We start from the raw sequence: 17,759 nt of genomic DNA on the forward strand, positions 1-17,759 counted from the left end.
CGAGCGCGGCCGAGCCCACGATCACCCGAAAGGATGCTCGTCGACCGCCGGGAGCGTCGCACGAGTGGTGGGTTCGGGCCCGCCGCGCTCTGTCGCGGGTGTGGTGTGTCGTCAGAGGCGGGCGATGACCTCGGCCGACGTCAGGGGCAGCGAGAACATGGGGTAGTCGTAGGTGATGGCGTTCTCGTGCTCCTCCTGGGATGTGGCGGCGACGCAGTCCGACAGGGTGATGACGCGGAAGCCGTTCTCGTACCCGGTGCGCATCGTCGACTCGACACAGCAGTTGGTGAGGAAGCCGCCGAGAATGATCGTCTCGATCCCCTTGCTCCGCAGGATGAAGTCGAGGTTCGTGCTCGCGAAGGTGTCGAGGCCGCGTTTGCCCTCGATCACGATGTCCCCTTCGGCCGGCGCGAGTTCGTCCACGATCGCGGCCCCCCAGGTGTTCTTGACGAAGGCCGAGCCGTCCACGACTCCCTTGAGGATGCCGTACGGGTGACGGGACAGTTCGCCGTATCCGGCGGCGAACGTGATGGGCGCGTGCATGATGGTGACGCCCGCGGCGCGGGCGGCCTCGACCAGGGCCACGGTGTTCGCGAGCATGCCGGTCTTCGCCATCACCGCGGCGACGGCGCCGTTGAGGGCCCCGCCCTCGCTGGTGAAGTCGTTCTGGTATTCGATCAGGACGAGCGCGGTCTTCGCCGGATCGAGGCGGAGGGTCTCGGACATGGCGGCTCCTTCGTGGCCTGGACCGTCAACGGCACCGGCCAGTCTGCCGGACGTGGACGCGGAACACCGGCACAACGACAACCTCGGGCATGGGCCGGCCGGGTGGCGTTCGAACGACTCACCGATTCGGCTCTGCCGGTGTCCGTGTCGACGCGCGGTCCGAATCTTGTGGAGTTCGGCGGTCCGCGGATGTCGAGAACGTGTCACCGGCTACGTCCCGGGAACATCAGCAGCGCAGCCGGCACCGGCCGCACGAGAAACAGGGAGACATCGGCATGGCGATTCAGCGGATGGACAACGTCGGGATCGTCGTCGAGGACATGGACGCCGCCATCGCGTTCTTCGTGGAACTCGGTATGGAACCGGAGGGCAGGGGCGAGGTCGAGGGCGGGTTCGCCGACCGCTGTACCGGACTCGAGGGCGTGCACTGTGACATCGCGATGCTCCGGACCCCGGACGGGCACAGCCGGCTCGAACTGGCGAAGTACCGCAACCCCGCACCGATCAGCGCCGGGCCGCGCAACCGGCCGCACAACATCCTGGGCACGCACCGCGTCATGTTCGCCGTCGACGACCTCGAGGACACCATTGCCCGCCTGCGCCCCCACGGCGCCGAACTCGTCGGCGAGATCGCCCGGTTCGAGGACACCTACCTGCTCTGCTACCTCCGCGGCCCGGACGGCATCATCGTCGGCCTGGCCGAGCAACTGCGCTGAACAGGGAGGTTACGGCCGGGCGAGGTCGACCGTGTCGGCCGCCGACGCCGGTGAGGATGTCGGGTCACGCGCCGAACCGGGTTGGATGGCGGCCCTGTTCGCGGCCGGGAGGGAACTGCCTCTGACGGGCGGCGGGCGGGTGTGGCTATGGTGCGATCGCAGGGTGCGTGACAGCCGTACACCAGGGGGTCGGCATGTCTTTCGCGACGTTGAGTCGGTGGGATCTGCAATATCCGGTCCTGTACCTCGCCATCACCGGCATCGCATCGGTCTTCGCGCTCGTGTGGCGTCGTCTGGCGCGCGGTCGGGTCGACCGCGACGTCGACCGGCACTCGATCCGCGACCACGACATGGCGTTCCTGGCGGGCGGCGCGGCCCGGGTGGCGGACACGGTGCTCGCGGCGCTGCTCGAACAGGGCCGGATCGAGGTCGGGTCCGACGGGCGCGTCTGGGTCTCCTCCTCGCCCGATGTCGACGGGAACGATGTCCGCGACGACGATCCCGTCGTGGACTGCGTGCTCGACGGGCTGCGCCGCGGCCATTCGCGGAGCAGTGCCGTCGAGGCACTGCGCCGGCCCGACGCACCGCTCGTCGCGATGGAGGGGAGTCTGGTCGAGCGTGGTCTGGTCGTCGCGCCCGAGCGCCGGCGCCGGGCTCGAATCCCGACCTACGTGATGTTTGCCGTCGCGGCCGGCGGGATCCCTCTGTTCGTGCTGCTTTCGGCATTCGGGGGCGGCCTCGAATTCGCGCCCGCGTCCGTGCTCGGTCTGTCCTGCGTCGGCGCGTTCTCCATCGCGGTCACGCTGGGGGACACACCGGTTCGGGCGAGTGCCACCGGACGCCGGGTCGTGAAGGCGATGCGCACCGATGTGAACGCACTTCGGGCCGTACGCCCGGCCGGCGGCGGAAAGGCCCCGAAGACCGCGACGCTCATGGCGGTCGCCTGTCTCGGCCTCACCGCGCTGGAGCCCTCCGCGGCACGTACGGCGCTGCTGAAGTCGATTCGTGGGTCGGGCACTCACGATGCCGAGTTCGCCTCCGACGTGTGGAATTCCCCAACCGGCTGTGCCACCGATGGATGCGGCGGTCACGACGGATGCGGCGGATGCGGATGCGGCGGATGCGGATGCGATTGAGCGAATCGGGCCGCCCGTGTCGGGGTGCGTGTAGGAACGGCTGCGTCCAGTGGGCGGGGTTGCATCCAGCCCGTAGTACGCCCCCGCGAAGTCTTTGCTCAGCGGCGACGGTGTCCGTGTCACCGCCGAGGTCGATCGCCGCCCGCATCATGTCGTCGAAGCCGGCAGTGGTGCGCAGTGCCCAGACGGCGGAGCCCAGGCAGGGTCAGACGAAGATGCCTCTCGAAGCAGGCGACCTGGATCTCAACTCCCACGCCGGGATGGCGACCTGGCGCAACCTGCCATCGGTGACCGCCGCCTGACCGGCAAGACCGGCACCGCTCCCGCCCTTCGGCACAATGCCCACGCCCGCGACGCCGCTGACCGCTCACCCTGCTCGGACCCACATGAACTGCGGCGAAGCCGTGCCGCGAGAGGCTGCGCCGTCTTCGAGTCGAACTGGTCGGCTGCGCCGAGCCGGGGCGTGGAAGAAGGGCCTGAGTTCATGGATGCGAGGGCGTCGCGTACGGGCGCGTTGGCGTCGTCCTTCACGGTGCCCCGGACCACGGCACCGGCGGTGGCCACTTGAAATCGCCGAGACGCCCTGCCGCGTCTATCCTTATAGGAGACGTCCGTAGAGGATTAAGTAGTACCTCCGGCGTCGATTAGCGCGGACCACTGCCCGGCCACCGCTGAGACCCTCCCGGAACTGACGTGTTCCCTGGACCTGCGTTTGCCAACGGAGTCCCAACGGAATGAGGAGTTCCGATGGACACTGTCACCTTCACCATGAAAGCCGCACAGGATGTCAAAGCCGGCCAAGCGGTCCGCACCACTGGATCACCGACCACCGTAACCCCTGCTGTCGAGAAGGAAAAGTTGCATACCACTCCGTTCTTTGGGGTTGCCCTGGAAAGGGCCGACATTGGACATGACGTCACAGTTCAAATAGGCGGTATTTTCAATGTCCCGCTGGACCCCGGTCGGGCCGGCGCGGTTGGCGTCGACAGCTCGGGACGAATCGTGCGCGCTTCGAATACAAAATGCATGAGCGCTCCGAACTGGATCGGCGACTGTGATGATTCGGGAATGGTGACCATCCGGCCCCACCGCGACACGCGGCTGAACGTGCTCGACTTTGGAGCGATAGGGGACGGAAAGGCCAACGACACGGGCCCACTCCAAGCAGCCCTGGACTGCGCAACGCGATTCAAAGCGCTGGATTGCAAAACGGGATTCGATACGGAGCAGGTGTCCGACGGCAAAGTCGTCTACCTTCCTCCAGGAGACTATCGGATTACCAGCCCTCTTGTCGTCAGACAGCATTGCATTCTGGAGGGAGCTGGGGGGCGTGTCCTCAGTGGTACTAAAAATACTCGCATACTTGCAGATGTAGTAGGCAGACCCGACGATCCGAAGCCGGCAGATTTCAACCTCTCCAGGGCGACCGGTATCGGTCCGGTCGGAGGGGAAACCGTCTATTGCGCGATTGCCCTGACGGGCGCCTGGACCACCACCTCCGAATCGGCTGAAGTGCCCTCTCGTGCCCGTGCGGACTATGCTGAGCTTCGTCAGTTCACCCTCGAGTCGTGCCCCGACCAAGGGATATCTGCTAAAACCTTTCATCAAGCCCGGCAAATGGACGCCGTACGGGTTCTGGCAACCGGCTCATTGATCGCGTCGATTGGGATCTCTGGCTTCAGGCGTAACGGAATAACGATATACGCAAGCGATCCGCCTTTTACGCCGCACGCTGATGCCAACGAAACGCAGATACGCGATTGCGTTCTCGATAACAATGGCCAACATGGGCTCGATATCGGCGGCGAGAGTCAGGGCAACAACGAGACCAACGCCATGCTGATCATGAGCGTTGACGCCTCCGGTAATGGGCGTGATGGAATTCATGATAATTCGTTTTTGGGCTGCACCTTCATTGCGTGTCACACCGCAGCAAACAAGCACCGAAACATCAGCTCCGAGCACAGTTCAATCACGTACTCCGTGTACCTCGGCTGCTACGCCGAAGTGGATGCGCCAGCGGTATTCAAGGGAGGGAATATCGCTGTAGTCGGAGGGGACATGGATATCACCCCAGACTCGACGTACTGGGGCTATGGCGCCGTCAGAGGAGGACCTGGACCCTCGGCCCTGAAAGTAAACAATAACTTTTCCAAGGTGGAATTTTATCGGATCGTCCTGGGGGGTATTTACATCGACCAGGGTGAGCTGAAGACGGGCGGGGAAGGATCCAAAGCGCAAGGATACCTGTATCGAGCGCAAAATTCCGGGCGTACTCGCGGGGTTGTTCTTCCCGACCATCCGAGTGGTGAGCCTGGTTGGAAGACAACGACCGGGAGCCTGACAGAAGATGGCGATGTGACATGGGAATGCTTGGGCAAAGTGGAGCCGGGCGCCGACGCCGGACCAATGGTCATAACGTCCAACACCCTCGGAAGCAAATCGGATTCCACGATCATTCAGGATTTTGATTCTGTCCCGCTGGACAGTCATTTGAATCCCGTCGGCAATGGGTCTTCCCTCTTCCGTACCCAAGTCCGGACAGATCGTCCTCCTGACACTCGCAAGGGCAGGATTGAAACGTCCATGCTGAGCGGAGCGCCTTTCCATACGTACTATCAAACCGCGTACGAAAACGGTCCGGTTCCCGGCGCGCTGATGCTTCCGGAAGCGTGGATTGGAAGACCTGACAATAACGGTGAGCGGCGAATCGGTGTAGTTTATAGCGGAACTCCCTTCGATACCTCGGTGGGTAGCTGCTACTTCTACCGCCCGGGTGATCTGATCCTCAATGCCTACAATGATTCAACGCGCCAAGGCCCGATCGGGTGGGCGGTGCAGGCTCCGTGTGGAAGGGGGAAACTGGCTCGTACCTGGACTCCCGGGACGCACTACCAAATAGGGCAAACCGTCAAGTCGACGCCTGCCAATGACTTCGTGTATCTGTTGACGACATACAAACCCGGTGACCCGTTGGACCCGCACCTCAAGGTCTCCGGTCCAAGTCAGCCGTCGTCCTGGAACCCGAACCAGCCCCAGCAGGTTGGAGCGGTGACTGAGGACAATTACCTAGAGTGGGTGACACTCTATGACCTGGATGTTCCCGCAAACAGAAGGTGCCTTGAACAGATTCCACAGAGCGTGCCAGATCAGAAAAACTCGAACGCGACGGAAATTGGCAAGCTGAGGGAGGATTTCAACGCACTTCTTGCCAAGCTGAGAGCGGCGCACCTGTTGGATTCCGCCATCGAGTGAGCTGGGCGTGGTGAACGTTGATGGCACGAATTGGGCGCCCAGCTCAGCGTGGAGCTCGCATAGCAGGCGGCACTCGGCGGGGGCTCCTTGATTCCCGGCAACGATCGGCAGGAGCGTCGCCGTTACCGGAGCGCCGTTGTGGCGGGGTGTCATCCCAGCCCTCGGCGAGCTTGAAGAGGATGTTCTCCTTGCCCGACACCTTCTTGAACGCGTTGATGAGCTGCTCGGTGCCCTTCTCCGCCCGCGCCCCGATCCGGTGCACCGTGGAGATCAGCAGCTCCACCAGCGTGTCAGTGATTTCCCGCTCCCGCTCGTGCAGCAGCGCGGCCGGCAAGGTCACCCGCAGCGGCACCGGGTGCGTCCGCAGGGGGAGGGCGACTCCACCGCGGCCCGCGCCCGCCGGCCGGCCACCACCTTCGGCGCGACGTCGATGAACAGATCTGGCGGCAACCCGATCGCCCACGCTCACGTTGCCCGGCGCTTCCTTGACAGCGTCCTTACCGGAACCTCGTGTCGGGGCGAGGACCGCCGCCCGGGCATCACCGGGGCGGCGGGGCGGGGCACCGTCAGCGGCGGCCGGTGGTCAGGACGACCAGGAACTGGCCGCCTCCCGCCTCGACGTCGGCGGTCACCGGCAGGCCCGGTACCAGTCGGGAGAACCGGTCCACGAGCCAGTCCGCCGCCTCCCGGGCGTCGCCCTCGGTCGGACAGCGGCCCACGATCTCACGGCCCCCCTTGCGCTCCAACCTCGCGGCAACGGCGATCAACGGCGCGGGTTCGACCACGTACAGGCGCTCCGGCCAGGCGATGGCCACCTTGACCGCGCCCTTGCGGCTGTTGCACCCGCGGTGCGCGAGCCGCTCGGCGACCTTGGCCTTCCGGTCGGCGGTCCGACTGTCGACGCTGGGCCCTTGCGGGTCGTTCACCGACTTGTCGAGGTCGACCTGTTCGTCGCACACCCAGCATCGCCGGCCGTCGCGTTCGGCCACGTCATCAAGAAGACTCATTCGAGCAAACTAGCCTGTCCGGCGGCCGTCCCGGCACACCAGGACCTCGGCGGAGCCTCGGAGGCAGGCCCGACGCCCGATTCGGTCAATCCCGCGGCGCCGTTTCGGGAGCGACGTCCTCGGGCAGCAGCGGCCGCATGAATGTGCGCTCGTAGCGCACGACGCACCCACTGTCGTCGCGAATGCGGTCCGCCGCCACGAAGTCGGGGTCCACGCCGAACAGTTCGCGATAACGCTCGTAAGCGGCCAGGCCGGGGAAGCTGAACAGGGCCAGGGCCCGGTCGCTCGCCCCCTCGGCGGGCAGGAAGTAGCCGTGGTGAGTCCCGCCGTGACGACCTACCAGTTCCATCCAACAACGCCCGAAGCGTTCGAACGCCTCGATCTTGCCGGGATCGATCGTGTAGTGGACGACGCAAGTGATCATCCGCGTACTCTTCCCCGCCTCGGGGATTCCATCACGGCTCGTGCCGGATCATTCCGGAGCCGCTACGCCGCAGGCGACGAGTGACGCCCGCACCTCGGCGAGTGTTCGTCGTGCGAGTTCGCCGAAGGTGTCGTCGTTGGCCGTGTCCGCCCAGCGCTGGTAGGCGATCTTCCAGGCGAGTACGCCCAGTTCGGCGGCCACGCGGGCGGTCAGGTCGGGCACGCCGCGGCGCTCGAGCGCGTCGATCATCGACGCGGTGAGGCCGAGTCCCTTCAACGCTTCGCGTTCGCGCAGTTCCGGATTGGCGGCGATCACCGCCGACCTCCGGGCGCCGAACTCGCGACGATCGGGCGTGAAGACCTGCGCGCCGATCATGTCCAGAGCATGCGCCACCGCTTCGAGCGGACCGGCCCCGGCCGGCGCCGCGTCGAGCCCGTCGACGAGCAATCCGGTCATGCCGCCCCCGCCGAACAGCACCTCCCGCTTGTCCGGGAAGTGCCGGAAGAAGGTGCTCTTCGTGAGCCCGGCGCGCTCCGCGATCTCGATCACCGTCGTGTTCTCGTAGCCCCGTTCCTCGAACAGTTCAAGGGCGGCGAGGACGAGTCGCTCGGGTGCGTCGGGTTGCCATCGGGCCATGAGGACATCGTACGGGACTTGGTCCCGTCACTGGTGTTACGGTGATGAGACCAAGTCCCGTCACGTTTCCCCTGGAGATACGCATGAGCCGAGCCGTTGTCTACGAGACGTTCGGAGGACCCGAGGTGCTGGAGGTGCGAGAGGTCGCCGAGCCGCATGCCGGGCCGGGCGGGATCCGCGTTCGCGTCACGGCGGCCGGTCTGAATCCCATGGACTGGGGTATCGCCGCGCAGCCCGAGGTCGCGGCCCGCTTCGGCGTCACCACACCATCCGGCTTCGGTTTCGACTTCGCCGGGGTCGTCGACGAGGTCGACACTCGCGCCACGGGTTTTGCCGTGGGCGACCGGGTCTTCGGCGGCGCGCTGGGCAGGGCCGTCGCCGATTTTGTGGTGGTCACGACGCCCACCGAGGCGACCGGGCCGCTCTGGCACACGCCGGAGGGCATCGGCGACGAGGTGGCGGCCACGCTTCCGGTCGCCGGCATGACCGCCGCCGCCGCGTTGGCGGTGATGGAACCGCGTTCGGGCGACACCGTCCTGGTCGGCGGCGCCGCGGGGGGTGTGGGCGTGTTCGCCATCCAGCTCGCGAAGCTCGCCGGCGCCAGGGTGATCGGGACCGCGGCGGAGAGCACGTTCGAGTTCCTGCGCCGGTTCGGTGTCGAGCCCGTGGCCTACGGCCCCGGATTGGCGGAGCGGGTACGGGCCCTGGCACCGGAGGGCGTGATCGCGGCGACCGATCTGTTCGGCGTCGAAACCGCCCAGACGGCGCTCGCGCTCGGTGTGCCGCCCGAGCGGATCGCCACGATCGCCGCAGGGCCCAATCCTCCCGGCGGCGTCCGCGCGACCGGCGGTTTCGACGCGGACCCGAATGCCATGAAGCAAATCACCGACGCGATCCTCGACGGCAGGATCACCGTGCCGATCGCCGCGACCTTCCCGATCGAGCGGATCCGCGACGCGGTGACGCTTCAGGCCGGACGCCACGTCCACGGCAAGATCGTGATCACGCCGGGACCTCGTCTGCGCTGAACGACGCGCCCACGCTCCGTTCGTCGCGGCGCCGGGCTCAGACCCAGTCGTTCGAACGGCTCCACACCGTCGCCGGCTTCACCACCCGCTTCCAAACCGGCCCGGTACGCCGCACGGAAAGGTTGCGCGACAGGGCCCACACGCCCCGTCGGTGGCCGGTTCCCGCCACTGGCGACACCGGGCCACGGCCGGCGGCGATCCGTCCGGAGCGGTCGCCGCCGGCACGGAGCATTATTCTAGTACTAGAATAGCGCCATGGACCGAGGCATGACCGCTGCCGAGCTCACGTTGCTCGGCCTGCTGGTGGAGCAACCCAGGCACGGCTACGAGTTGGAGGAGGTGATCTCCGAGCGCGGCATGCGCGAATGGACGGAGATCGGCTTCAGCTCGATCTACTACCTGCTGACCAAACTTCGAGAGCGGGGCCTGATCACCCAGACCGACCCGACCCGATCCCCGGGCGGCAAGACCCGCAAGGTCTACACCGCGACGCCCGAAGGGCACCGGGCATGCGCCGCCGCGGCCGAGGAGGCGATCGCGGAGCTGCATCCGGTGTTCCCGCGCATCCTGGTGGGCCTGGCCAATGCCCCGGCCATCGACCGGGAGCGTCTGCTCGCCGCCCTCGATCGGCGTTCCCGCGCACTCGCGGAACGCATCGAACACGTCGGCCGGGCCGCCACCGCGGACCGGCATGCCCCGGCTTTCGTCCGCGCGATCTTCGACCACGCCCTCGGTCAGCTGTCGGCCGAGGCGAAGTGGCTGTCCGACTACCGAGCATCGCTCGACACACCACCCCACGACCAGGAAGGTGCGGCACGGATGACCCCGTACGACGTGAAGCGCGAGCACAAGGGGCTGTACGCGCCCAAGAACACCACGTGGGCCGTCGTCGACGTCCCCGAGCAGCAGTTCATCGCCGTCGACGGCGCCGGGGATCCGAACACCTCATCCGCCTACGCCGACGCGGTCGCAGCCCTGTACTCGGTCGCCTACACCCTGAAGTTCGCCGCCAAGCGCGCGGACGCCGGCGACTTCGTCGTCGCTCCGCTGGAGGGCCTGTGGTGGGCGGACCGGCCGGAAGTGTTCACCACCCGCGCCAAGGACAGCTGGAACTGGACGATGCTCATCGCCATGCCCCCCTGGATCACGAAGACGATGATCGAGGAGGCGAAGGACACGGCCCTCGCCAAGAAGAAGCTGCCCACGATCTCCGAGGTACGACACCTGACGCTGCACGAAGGATCCAGCGCCCAGGTGCTGCACATCGGCCCCTACGACGACGAGGGGCCCATCCTGCACGAACTCCACCACACCTACTTCGAAGCCAACGGCCTACGGCACGGAGGTCTGCACCACGAGATCTATCTCAGCGACCCACGCAAGACGGCCCCGGAGAAGATGAAGACCGTCCTGCGCCAGCCGGTCCAACCCATCGAGCGGCCCGACAACTCGTAGAATCCCGGCACCGGTTCGTCGGCGAACCACACGCGCACGCCACGAACCGGCACCTCTGGGTGGACCTGAACTCGTAGGCTGCGCCGGACGCGTTCCGACCCCGATCTCGACGCCGGGGTCGGAACGCGCAGGTCCGGAGCGGACGGGCAGTCCCCCCGCGTTCAGGGCCGCGACGACCGGTGATCCCGGTACGGATCACGGCCGGACGCACGGTCGCTGCGGATCAGATCAGACGCAGGTACAGGGAGACGCTGTTACCGGACGCGTTCCAGGCGAACGTCTTCTTGTTGCCCTTGGGGCAGGCGTTGGCGCTGTTGACCGCCACCGAGCCGACGCTGCCGTAGACCTCGGCGCACTTTCCGTCGGCCTTGGTGTCCTTCACGTACCCGTCGACGTAGACCCGGCTGCCCGAACACCAAACGGTCCAGTGGGCCTCGGCGCCGTTGATGTAGACGTTCTTCGTCTCCGGGCAGCGGCCCAGCACGCTCACCTCTTGGGACGGCGCGGCGGGCGCCGCCGAGGCGACCGCCGTCCCGGAGCACGCCGCGAACGCCGCCACCGCAACGAGCCCTGTGATCATGCGTCGTTTCATGGTTTTTCTCCCGTCTGTCATTGGTTTGCAATGGCAGGACGACGCTATCCACGGGGTCGGCCGAGCGCGTCAAACGTGGGGTGTATCCATCCCCACCGCGGTCGTTCTACACCCGCACGTCGATGTACCGCCGTCGTGCCGGCCGCCGGGGATCGGACCTCGATCGCCGGGTTGAACTCGCTTGCAAGGCAACGGACTTGTGGCGTCCTTGCATCCCGAGGCGGATGCGGTTTCCGCACGGGTCCACGCGGCATCGCCGGCGTGGTTCCGCCGTGTGGGCATCCGTCTGCGAGAGTTGGCCCCTCGCGACGATAGCGGCCGGGGCGCCGCACGCACACGCACAAGGGAGTCGACGTGATACCGACCGAGGCGGACCTCACCGAAGCCGTGTACCGGGCCGCCGGTGCCGCCGTCTCGGACCTGTTCCGGGAATACCCGGAACACGACTTCTACTACTGCGCGTTGGTCACGCCGGGCGAGGCCTTCGGGCCGTCGCTGTCGGCCTGGTCGACCCAGGCCCTGGCCGCCGCGTCGGGCGGATCCGCGACCGAGGCCGACATGTTGCGGTGGTCCTACGCGGACTCGCCCTTCTGCACCTACGGGGAGCGCCACCTCGCCCCGATCCGCAGCCTGTTCGACGCCCGACCGCAGGTCTTCGAACTCCCCGACGACGAGGCGGAGGCCGAGTTCGAACTGCGGCTGCGCGCGATGGTCGCGGCCATGGCCCGCCTCGACGCCGAAGGACTCTTCGGCCACGGCGAGCAACGCCTGTCCATCGTCGCCGTCGTCGAGATCCCCGGCGACGAGGTCGAAAACGCCGCCCGCGCCTGTGCCCTGAACCCTCCGGCGGCCGTCGCCGCATATGTGGCCGAGAACTCGCCCGCATCACCACTCTGAAGCTCCCGGCCCTCCTCCCGCCGGAGCAAAACGACGACCCGCGAAGTCGTCGGAGGTGGTACGACGACCGTGCAACGGGGGTCCTTCGTCGGGCCCACCGGGCCGAATGACCCTGCCCGTCGCCGGTGGCCGGGAGCAGAGTCGGGTGGGTGAGCCGGCGAAGAAAGACGGCCTTGCCGGCCGTCCGCCGCAGAACAATCCCACAGATCGGTGAACGACCGTGCCCCACACGCCCCCGGCCCCGACCTCGTCGGCGAGGCACCCCGCTCTCGTGCGCGGACTGACCCGCGAGCAAGTGCGCGAGCGGCTCGCCGAACACGGCCCCAACGTCGTTCGACAGGCGCGACGGACTCCGGTGTGGACGCGCGTGACGGCCCAATTGCGCGATCCGCTGATCCTGGTGCTCCTGGCCGCCGCCATCCTGACCGCGCTGACCGGGGATCCGGCCGACACGGCCGTCATCCTCTTCGTCGTCGCGGTCAACACCCTGGTCGGCGTCGTTCAGGAGATCCGCGCCGACCGGGCCGTCACGGCCCTGTCGGACCTGTCGGTGCCGACCGTGCGCGTGGTGCGCGAGGGAACCGAAGGCGAGGTGGCCGCCGCGGATCTGGTCCCCGGCGACATCGTCCGGCTGGACGAGGGCGACATCGTGCCCGCCGACGCCGTCCTGTACGAGGCGTCGGGCCTGCTCGTCGACGAGGCCGCCCTGACCGGTGAATCGGTGCCGGTGGACAAGTCCGCACTCGATCCGGCCGGTGAGACCACCGCCGACAACGTGCTCCAGGCCGGCACGGTGATCATGCGCGGCCGGGCGCTGGCCGAGGTCACGGCAACCGGCGCACACGGTGCCCTCGGGCGAATCTCCGCCCTGATGCAGGAGCGCCCCGGCCCGACCCCGTTGCAGCGCAGACTCGCCCACCTGGGACGGGTACTCGCCGCCGTGGTCGTCGGGCTGTGCCTGCTCGTCTTCGTCCTGGGGCTGTTCCGGGGAGAGCCGACCGAGTCGATGGCGGTGACCGCAATCAGTCTGGCGGTCGCCGCGGTCCCCGAATCGTTGCCCGCGGTGGTCACCCTGGGACTGGCCCTGGGCGCCCGGCGGATGGCGACACGGGGCGCCATCGCGCGCAACCTGCCCGCCGTCGAGACGCTCGGGTCCGTCACGGTGCTCGCCACGGACAAGACCGGCACGCTGACCGAGGGCCGCATGGTCGCCGAACGAGTGTGGACCGCCCGGACGACGGCCGAACTCACCGGTACGGGCTACGCGCCCGATGGCCGGGTGCTCGTCGACGGGCGACCACTCGACGAAGGTTCCACCCCGGACATCCGCGAGTTGCTCGTCGCGGCGTCGCTGTGCAACGACGCCACTCTCGTACCCCCGGGAACCGACCCCGAGTGGTCGGCGCTCGGGGATCCGACCGAGGCGGCCCTGCTCGCCGCCGCCGGCAAGGTCGGGATCGACTTCGCCATGCTGCGCGAGGAGCACCCTCGGGTGGCGGAGGCTCCCTTCGACAGCGACCGCAAACGTATGACCACCGTGCACCGCGAGCACGACGGCCGCCTACGAGCCGTCCTCAAGGGCGCCCCGGAGGTCGTGCTGAGTGCGCGCTTCGTCACCGCCGACCCCGACCACCTGCACGCCGCGCGCTACGAGGCCGATCTCCTGGCGGCCGACGGATACCGGGTCCTGGCCGTCGCGACCCGCCGCCTGGACGCCGTACCCGAGCGCGCGGAGGCCGCGGAGGAGGGCATGTCCCTGCTCGGCCTGATCGCCATCAGCGATCCGCCTCGGGAGGCCGCCCGCGCCACCATCGCCGCATGCCACGACGCCGGTGTCACGCCCGTGATGATCACCGGCGATCACCCGTCCACCGCACGGGCCGTCGCCACTCGTCTGGGCATCCTGCGCGACGGCGACACCACCGTCCTGACCGGCGCCGACCTGAGCAACGACCCCGAACGGGACCCGACCACCGCACGAGTGTTCGCCCGAACGACTCCCGAACAGAAACTGACGATCATTCAGGCATGGCAGGCCCGGGGTGACGTCACGGCGATGACCGGAGACGGTGTCAACGACGGTCCCGCCCTGCGCCGCGCCGACATCGGGGTCGCCATGGGTGGACGCGGCACGGAGGTGGCCCGCCAAGCGGCGGATCTGATCCTGGCCGACGACGAGATCGGGACCGTCGTCGTCGCGGTGGAGGAGGGCAGGCGCGTCTACGACAACATCCGCCGCTTCCTCGTCTACGGCCTGTCCGGGGGCGCCGCCGAGATCGCCGTGATGATGCTCGGACCGCTCCTGGGACTGCCCCTGCCACTGCTCGCCGCCCAGATCCTGTGGATCAACCTGCTCACCCACGGCCTGACCGGCGTCGCCCTCGGCGCCGAACCCGCCGGTCCCGGCACCATGCTGCGCGCACCCCGCCCACCCGAGCAGAGCATTCTCGGCGACGGCCTGTGGCAGCGGATCCTGCGACTGGGCCTGTGCGTCACCGCGGTCAGCCTTGCCGCCGGGACGTGGGGCGACCAGACCGGGCGAGCCTGGCAGAGCCTGCTTTTCCTGACCCTGCTCGGCGCGCAACTCGGTGTCGTCACGGGCCTGCGGACCCGGCTGCTCACCCGCGCCAACCCGTTCCTGCCGATCACGGTCCTCGCCTCCGCCGCCCTGGGCCTGGCCGGGGTATACGTGCCGATGCTGCGGGACCTGCTGGGCACGCACGCCCTCCCGGCCGGGGACCTCCTGATCCCGCTCGCGGGCGCCGTACTCGGCTTCCTCGCCGCCCGCGCCGACCGATGGATCGCGGCGCGCGGGGCGCGAGCTCGCGGATAGCACTGGGTCGCGGGTACGGCTCACGGCCACGACGACGCCCCACCGGCCACGCCGTCCGCCGGCGTGGTGTCCCGGATGCGGATTGCTCGACGCACGACTGGGGTGGTGGCACCTCCCGGTCTGCGGCATCGACCCGTGTGGCCCCCGCCCGTAGGGCCGTTCGGCCCTTCACCCGACATGGGATGAAGCGCGAGCGTGTGGGCAGAGCGGAACCACGACGACGGACGAGAGGACGAACGATGACGATGGCCACGACTCCCGAGGCACCGGATCTGACGATGGTCGACGCGTGGTGGCGGGCGGCGAACTATCTCGCCGTGGGACAGATCTATCTCCGCGAGAATCCGCTGCTCGCCGAGCCGTTGCGGCCCGGGCACATCAAGCCGCGGCTGCTCGGGCACTGGGGCACCTCGCCCGGCCTGAACCTGATCTACGCGCACCTGAACCGGGTGATCCGCGAACGGGGCACCCACGCCATCCACGTGACCGGCCCCGGACACGGCGGCCCCTCCGCGCTCGCCGCGTCGTGGCTGGACGGCACCTACAGCGAGCGGCACCCGAACATCCCCCGGGACGCGGCCGGCATGGCCACCCTGTTCCGGCAGTTCTCCCAGCCCGGCGGCGTGCCCAGCCACATCGCCCCCGGCGTACCCGGCTCGATCCACGAGGGCGGCGAACTCGGGTACAGCCTCTCGCACGCGTTCGGCGCCGCCTTCGACAACCCCGACCTGGTCGTCGCGTGCGTGATCGGCGACGGCGAGGCCGAGACCGGGCCGCTGGCCGCGTCGTGGCACGGGAACAAGTTCCTCAGCCCCCGCACCGACGGCGCGGTCCTGCCGATCCTGCACCTCAACGGCTGGAAGATCGCCAACCCGACGCTGCTCGCCCGCATGCCGCGCGCCGAACTCGACGCGCTGCTCACCGGGTACGGCTGGCGCCCCATCCACATCGAGGGCGACGAACCCGCCCGCGTACACGCCCGGTTCGCCGCCGCCCTGGAAGAAGCCCTCGACGAGATCACGCACCTCAAGGCGACCGCGCACACCCGCCCCCGATGGCCGATGCTCGTGCTGCGCACCCCCAAGGGCTGGACCGGCCCGCACACCGTCGACGACACCCCCGTCGAGGGCACCTGGCGCTCCCACCAGGTCCCCCTCGCCGGCGTGCGCGAGAACCCGGAACACCTGGCCCTGCTCGACGGGTGGATGCGGTCCTACCGCCCCGACGAACTCTTCGACGCCGACGGGCACCCCACCCCGATCGTGCTCGCCAACGTCCCCGCCGGCGACACCCGACTCGGTGCGGTGCCCGAGGCCAACGGCGGCGCTCTGCTGCGCGAGTTGCCGCTGCCGGACCTGCACGACTTCGCGGTCAAGGTCTCCGAGCCCGGCGCGTCCTCCTCCGAACCCACGCGTGCGCTGGGCGAGTTGCTGCGCGAGGTCTTCGCCCGGACGGCAACCCGCCGCGATTTCCGCCTGTTCGGCCCGGACGAGACCGAGTCCAACCGCCTCGGCGCCGTCTACCAGGCCACCGCCAAGGCGTGGCAGGAGCCGATCACCGACCTCGACACCCACCTGGCCCCGGACGGGCGCGTGGTGGAGATCCTGTCCGAACACACCTGCCAGGGCATGCTGGAGGGCTACCTCCTCACCGGCCGACACGGTGTGTTCTCCTGCTACGAGGCGTTCACCCACATCGTGTCCTCGATGTTCAACCAACACGCCAAGTGGCTGCACGCCTGCCGCGAGATCGACTGGCGCCCACCCATCGCCTCGCTCAACTACCTGCTCACCTCCCACGTCTGGCGTCAGGACCAGAACGGCTTCTCCCACCAGGACCCCGGCTTCGTCGACAACGTCATCAACAAGCGCCCCGAGGTCGTCCGCGTCTACCTGCCCCCGGACACCAACACCCTTCTGTCGGTGGGCGATCACGCCCTGCGCAGCCGCGGCCTGGTCAACGTGATCGTCGCCGGCAAGACGCCGACCCCCGACTGGCTCACCATGGACGAGGCGGTCCTGCACTGCACGCGCGGCGCCGGGATCTGGGAGTGGGCCTCCAACGACGACGGCGACCCCGAGGTAGTCCTGGCCTGCGCCGGCGACGTACCCACCCTGGAAACCCTCGCCGCCGTCGACCTGATCCGCCGTCACCTGCCCGAACTGCGCGTGCGCGTGGTCAACATCGTCGACCTGATGCGGCTGGTCCCCGAGACGGAGCATCCGCACGGCATGCCCGACCGGGAATACGACGCGTTGTTCGGCACCGACGTCCCGGTGATCTTCGCCTACCACGGCTACCCGTGGCTGATCCACCGCCTCGCCTACCGCCGGCACAACCACGCCCACCTGCACGTGCGCGGCTACAAGGAGTACGGCACCACGACGACCCCGTTCGACATGGTCGTGCTCAACGACATGGACCGCTACCAGCGGGTGATCGACGTCATCGACCGCGTCCCCGGCCTGGGCACCCGCGCCGCGACGGTACGCCAGAGCATGGTCGACGCCCGCACCCGACACCACGCCTGGATCCTCGAACACGGCGAGGACATGCCGGAGGTACGCGACTGGACCTGGTCGACGGACATCCGCAAGCCGAGGCACTGAGTCGAACCGGGCCCGCGAAGTGACCGCACCACCCGAACCGGGTCGCGCAACCGGACACTTCGCGGGCCCCTCCATGCGCCGCCTCGCACCGAGACCAAGGAGAAACCCCGCCATGAGCAGCCGCACCGCCGCCTTACCCGCCCTCACCGCGGACCCCGACCCATCCGACATCGACGCCGCGGTGGACACCCTCGTCGCGGTGGTGTGGTTCCTGGCGCGCGGTGCCTCGCACGGTCGCGGTCCCTCCGGGCCGGCCGCTCCGTCGGCGATCGAGGTATTGGCTCAGCGCTACGCCCGCGGCGAGATCGACACCGAGGAGTACCGCGAGCGCCTGGCGGTCCTGACCACCGGCGCGCACACGCCGCGTGGAAGCAAGGGTCGTGGCCGCGAATCGGATACGCGGGGCGACTGATGGTCCGCGCGGGTGGGCTTCGATCGTCGGTCC

15 protein-coding genes and 1 pseudogene are annotated in these 17,759 nt (G+C 68.4%); 9 read left to right on the top strand and 7 right to left on the bottom strand.

Features of this window, described 5'->3' with window-relative positions; genetic code table 11:
• Window positions 1–111: 111 nt before the first annotated feature.
• A complete protein-coding gene (locus ACFXKZ_RS43310) occupies window positions 112–726 on the bottom strand; it encodes a cysteine hydrolase family protein (protein WP_380010627.1) in 615 nt (204 codons plus the stop codon).
• Window positions 727–1,001: 275 nt separating this feature from the next.
• On the opposite strand from ACFXKZ_RS43310, the gene ACFXKZ_RS43315 reads away from it, so the two are divergent.
• On the top strand, window positions 1,002–1,442 hold the full coding sequence (locus ACFXKZ_RS43315; protein WP_380010630.1) for a VOC family protein: 441 nt from the start codon (window positions 1,002–1,004) through the stop codon (window positions 1,440–1,442).
• 194 nt (window positions 1,443–1,636) lie between these two features.
• Entirely contained in the window at window positions 1,637–2,578 is a 942-nt protein-coding gene (locus tag ACFXKZ_RS43320; protein WP_380010633.1) for a TIGR04222 domain-containing membrane protein, read from the top strand.
• 13 nt (window positions 2,579–2,591) lie between these two features.
• On the opposite strand, the pseudogene ACFXKZ_RS43325 reads toward ACFXKZ_RS43320, so the two are convergent.
• A pseudogene (locus ACFXKZ_RS43325) lies at window positions 2,592–2,783 on the bottom strand (ADP-ribosylglycohydrolase family protein); the annotation flags it as partial.
• Window positions 2,784–3,325: 542 nt separating this feature from the next.
• On the opposite strand from ACFXKZ_RS43325, the gene ACFXKZ_RS43330 reads away from it, so the two are divergent.
• Window positions 3,326–5,833 (top strand): capsid cement protein, encoded by a 2,508-nt coding sequence (locus tag ACFXKZ_RS43330; protein ID WP_380010636.1) that lies wholly within the window; start codon window positions 3,326–3,328, stop codon window positions 5,831–5,833.
• Between the two features lie 43 nt (window positions 5,834–5,876).
• On the opposite strand, the gene ACFXKZ_RS43335 is transcribed toward ACFXKZ_RS43330, so the two are convergent.
• The 4 genes from ACFXKZ_RS43335 to ACFXKZ_RS43350 all read right to left on the bottom strand — a co-directional run bounded on the left by ACFXKZ_RS43335 (window position 5,877) and on the right by ACFXKZ_RS43350 (window position 7,900).
• Complete coding sequence (locus ACFXKZ_RS43335; protein WP_380010639.1) at window positions 5,877–6,185, bottom strand: hypothetical protein; 309 nt, start codon at window positions 6,183–6,185, stop codon at window positions 5,877–5,879.
• A gap of 214 nt (window positions 6,186–6,399) precedes the next feature.
• Window positions 6,400–6,840 carry a hypothetical protein gene (locus tag ACFXKZ_RS43340; RefSeq protein WP_380010642.1) on the bottom strand — a complete coding sequence of 147 codons (441 nt, stop codon included), beginning with the start codon at window positions 6,838–6,840 and terminating at the stop codon, window positions 6,400–6,402.
• Between the two features lie 85 nt (window positions 6,841–6,925).
• Window positions 6,926–7,264, bottom strand: a complete 339-nt coding sequence (locus tag ACFXKZ_RS43345; protein ID WP_380010645.1) for an NIPSNAP family protein — start codon at window positions 7,262–7,264, stop codon at window positions 6,926–6,928.
• Window positions 7,265–7,312: 48 nt separating this feature from the next.
• The gene (locus tag ACFXKZ_RS43350) at window positions 7,313–7,900 is read right to left on the bottom strand and encodes a TetR/AcrR family transcriptional regulator (RefSeq protein ID WP_380010648.1); all 588 of its coding nucleotides are present in this window, start codon (window positions 7,898–7,900) and stop codon (window positions 7,313–7,315) included.
• 83 nt (window positions 7,901–7,983) lie between these two features.
• Between ACFXKZ_RS43350 and ACFXKZ_RS43355 the strand changes: the two genes are divergently transcribed.
• Entirely contained in the window at window positions 7,984–8,928 is a 945-nt protein-coding gene (locus ACFXKZ_RS43355) for an NADP-dependent oxidoreductase (protein WP_380010651.1), read from the top strand.
• A gap of 267 nt (window positions 8,929–9,195) precedes the next feature.
• On the top strand, window positions 9,196–10,383 hold the full coding sequence (locus tag ACFXKZ_RS43360) for a GyrI-like domain-containing protein (protein ID WP_380010654.1): 1,188 nt from the start codon (window positions 9,196–9,198) through the stop codon (window positions 10,381–10,383).
• A 223-nt stretch (window positions 10,384–10,606) separates the two neighbouring features.
• Here the strand turns inward: ACFXKZ_RS43360 and ACFXKZ_RS43365 are convergent, their stop codons facing one another.
• Window positions 10,607–10,963, bottom strand: a complete 357-nt coding sequence (locus ACFXKZ_RS43365) for a hypothetical protein (protein WP_380010657.1) — start codon at window positions 10,961–10,963, stop codon at window positions 10,607–10,609.
• Between the two features lie 366 nt (window positions 10,964–11,329).
• On the opposite strand from ACFXKZ_RS43365, the gene ACFXKZ_RS43370 reads away from it, so the two are divergent.
• From ACFXKZ_RS43370 to ACFXKZ_RS43385, 4 genes are all read left to right on the top strand, one after another.
• Complete coding sequence (locus ACFXKZ_RS43370) at window positions 11,330–11,872, top strand: DUF4303 domain-containing protein (RefSeq protein WP_380010660.1); 543 nt, start codon at window positions 11,330–11,332, stop codon at window positions 11,870–11,872.
• 271 nt (window positions 11,873–12,143) lie between these two features.
• Window positions 12,144–14,705, top strand: coding sequence for a cation-translocating P-type ATPase (locus tag ACFXKZ_RS43375; protein ID WP_380010663.1), 2,562 nt, complete (start codon window positions 12,144–12,146; stop codon window positions 14,703–14,705).
• Window positions 14,706–14,944: 239 nt separating this feature from the next.
• Entirely contained in the window at window positions 14,945–17,314 is a 2,370-nt protein-coding gene (locus tag ACFXKZ_RS43380; protein ID WP_380010666.1) for a phosphoketolase, read from the top strand.
• Between the two features lie 112 nt (window positions 17,315–17,426).
• Window positions 17,427–17,726 (top strand): SHOCT domain-containing protein, encoded by a 300-nt coding sequence (locus ACFXKZ_RS43385; protein WP_380010669.1) that lies wholly within the window; start codon window positions 17,427–17,429, stop codon window positions 17,724–17,726.
• Window positions 17,727–17,759 lie beyond the last annotated feature (33 nt).

The sequence above is a fragment of the Embleya sp. NPDC059237 genome (genome assembly GCF_042754105.1).
GTDB lineage: Bacteria > Actinomycetota > Actinomycetes > Streptomycetales > Streptomycetaceae > Embleya.

Coding starts and splice junctions, on each gene's coding strand:
- ACFXKZ_RS43310 (WP_380010627.1), bottom strand. CDS start 726: ATGTCCGAGACCCTCCGCCTCGATCCGGCGAAGACCGCGCTCGTCCTG.
- ACFXKZ_RS43315 (WP_380010630.1), top strand. CDS start 1,002: ATGGCGATTCAGCGGATGGACAACGTCGGGATCGTCGTCGAGGACATG.
- ACFXKZ_RS43320 (WP_380010633.1), top strand. CDS start 1,637: ATGTCTTTCGCGACGTTGAGTCGGTGGGATCTGCAATATCCGGTCCTG.
- ACFXKZ_RS43330 (WP_380010636.1), top strand. CDS start 3,326: ATGGACACTGTCACCTTCACCATGAAAGCCGCACAGGATGTCAAAGCC.
- ACFXKZ_RS43340 (WP_380010642.1), bottom strand. CDS start 6,840: ATGAGTCTTCTTGATGACGTGGCCGAACGCGACGGCCGGCGATGCTGG.
- ACFXKZ_RS43345 (WP_380010645.1), bottom strand. CDS start 7,264: ATGATCACTTGCGTCGTCCACTACACGATCGATCCCGGCAAGATCGAG.
- ACFXKZ_RS43350 (WP_380010648.1), bottom strand. CDS start 7,900: ATGGCCCGATGGCAACCCGACGCACCCGAGCGACTCGTCCTCGCCGCC.
- ACFXKZ_RS43355 (WP_380010651.1), top strand. CDS start 7,984: ATGAGCCGAGCCGTTGTCTACGAGACGTTCGGAGGACCCGAGGTGCTG.
- ACFXKZ_RS43360 (WP_380010654.1), top strand. CDS start 9,196: ATGACCGCTGCCGAGCTCACGTTGCTCGGCCTGCTGGTGGAGCAACCC.
- ACFXKZ_RS43365 (WP_380010657.1), bottom strand. CDS start 10,963: ATGATCACAGGGCTCGTTGCGGTGGCGGCGTTCGCGGCGTGCTCCGGG.
- ACFXKZ_RS43380 (WP_380010666.1), top strand. CDS start 14,945: ATGACGATGGCCACGACTCCCGAGGCACCGGATCTGACGATGGTCGAC.
- ACFXKZ_RS43385 (WP_380010669.1), top strand. CDS start 17,427: ATGAGCAGCCGCACCGCCGCCTTACCCGCCCTCACCGCGGACCCCGAC.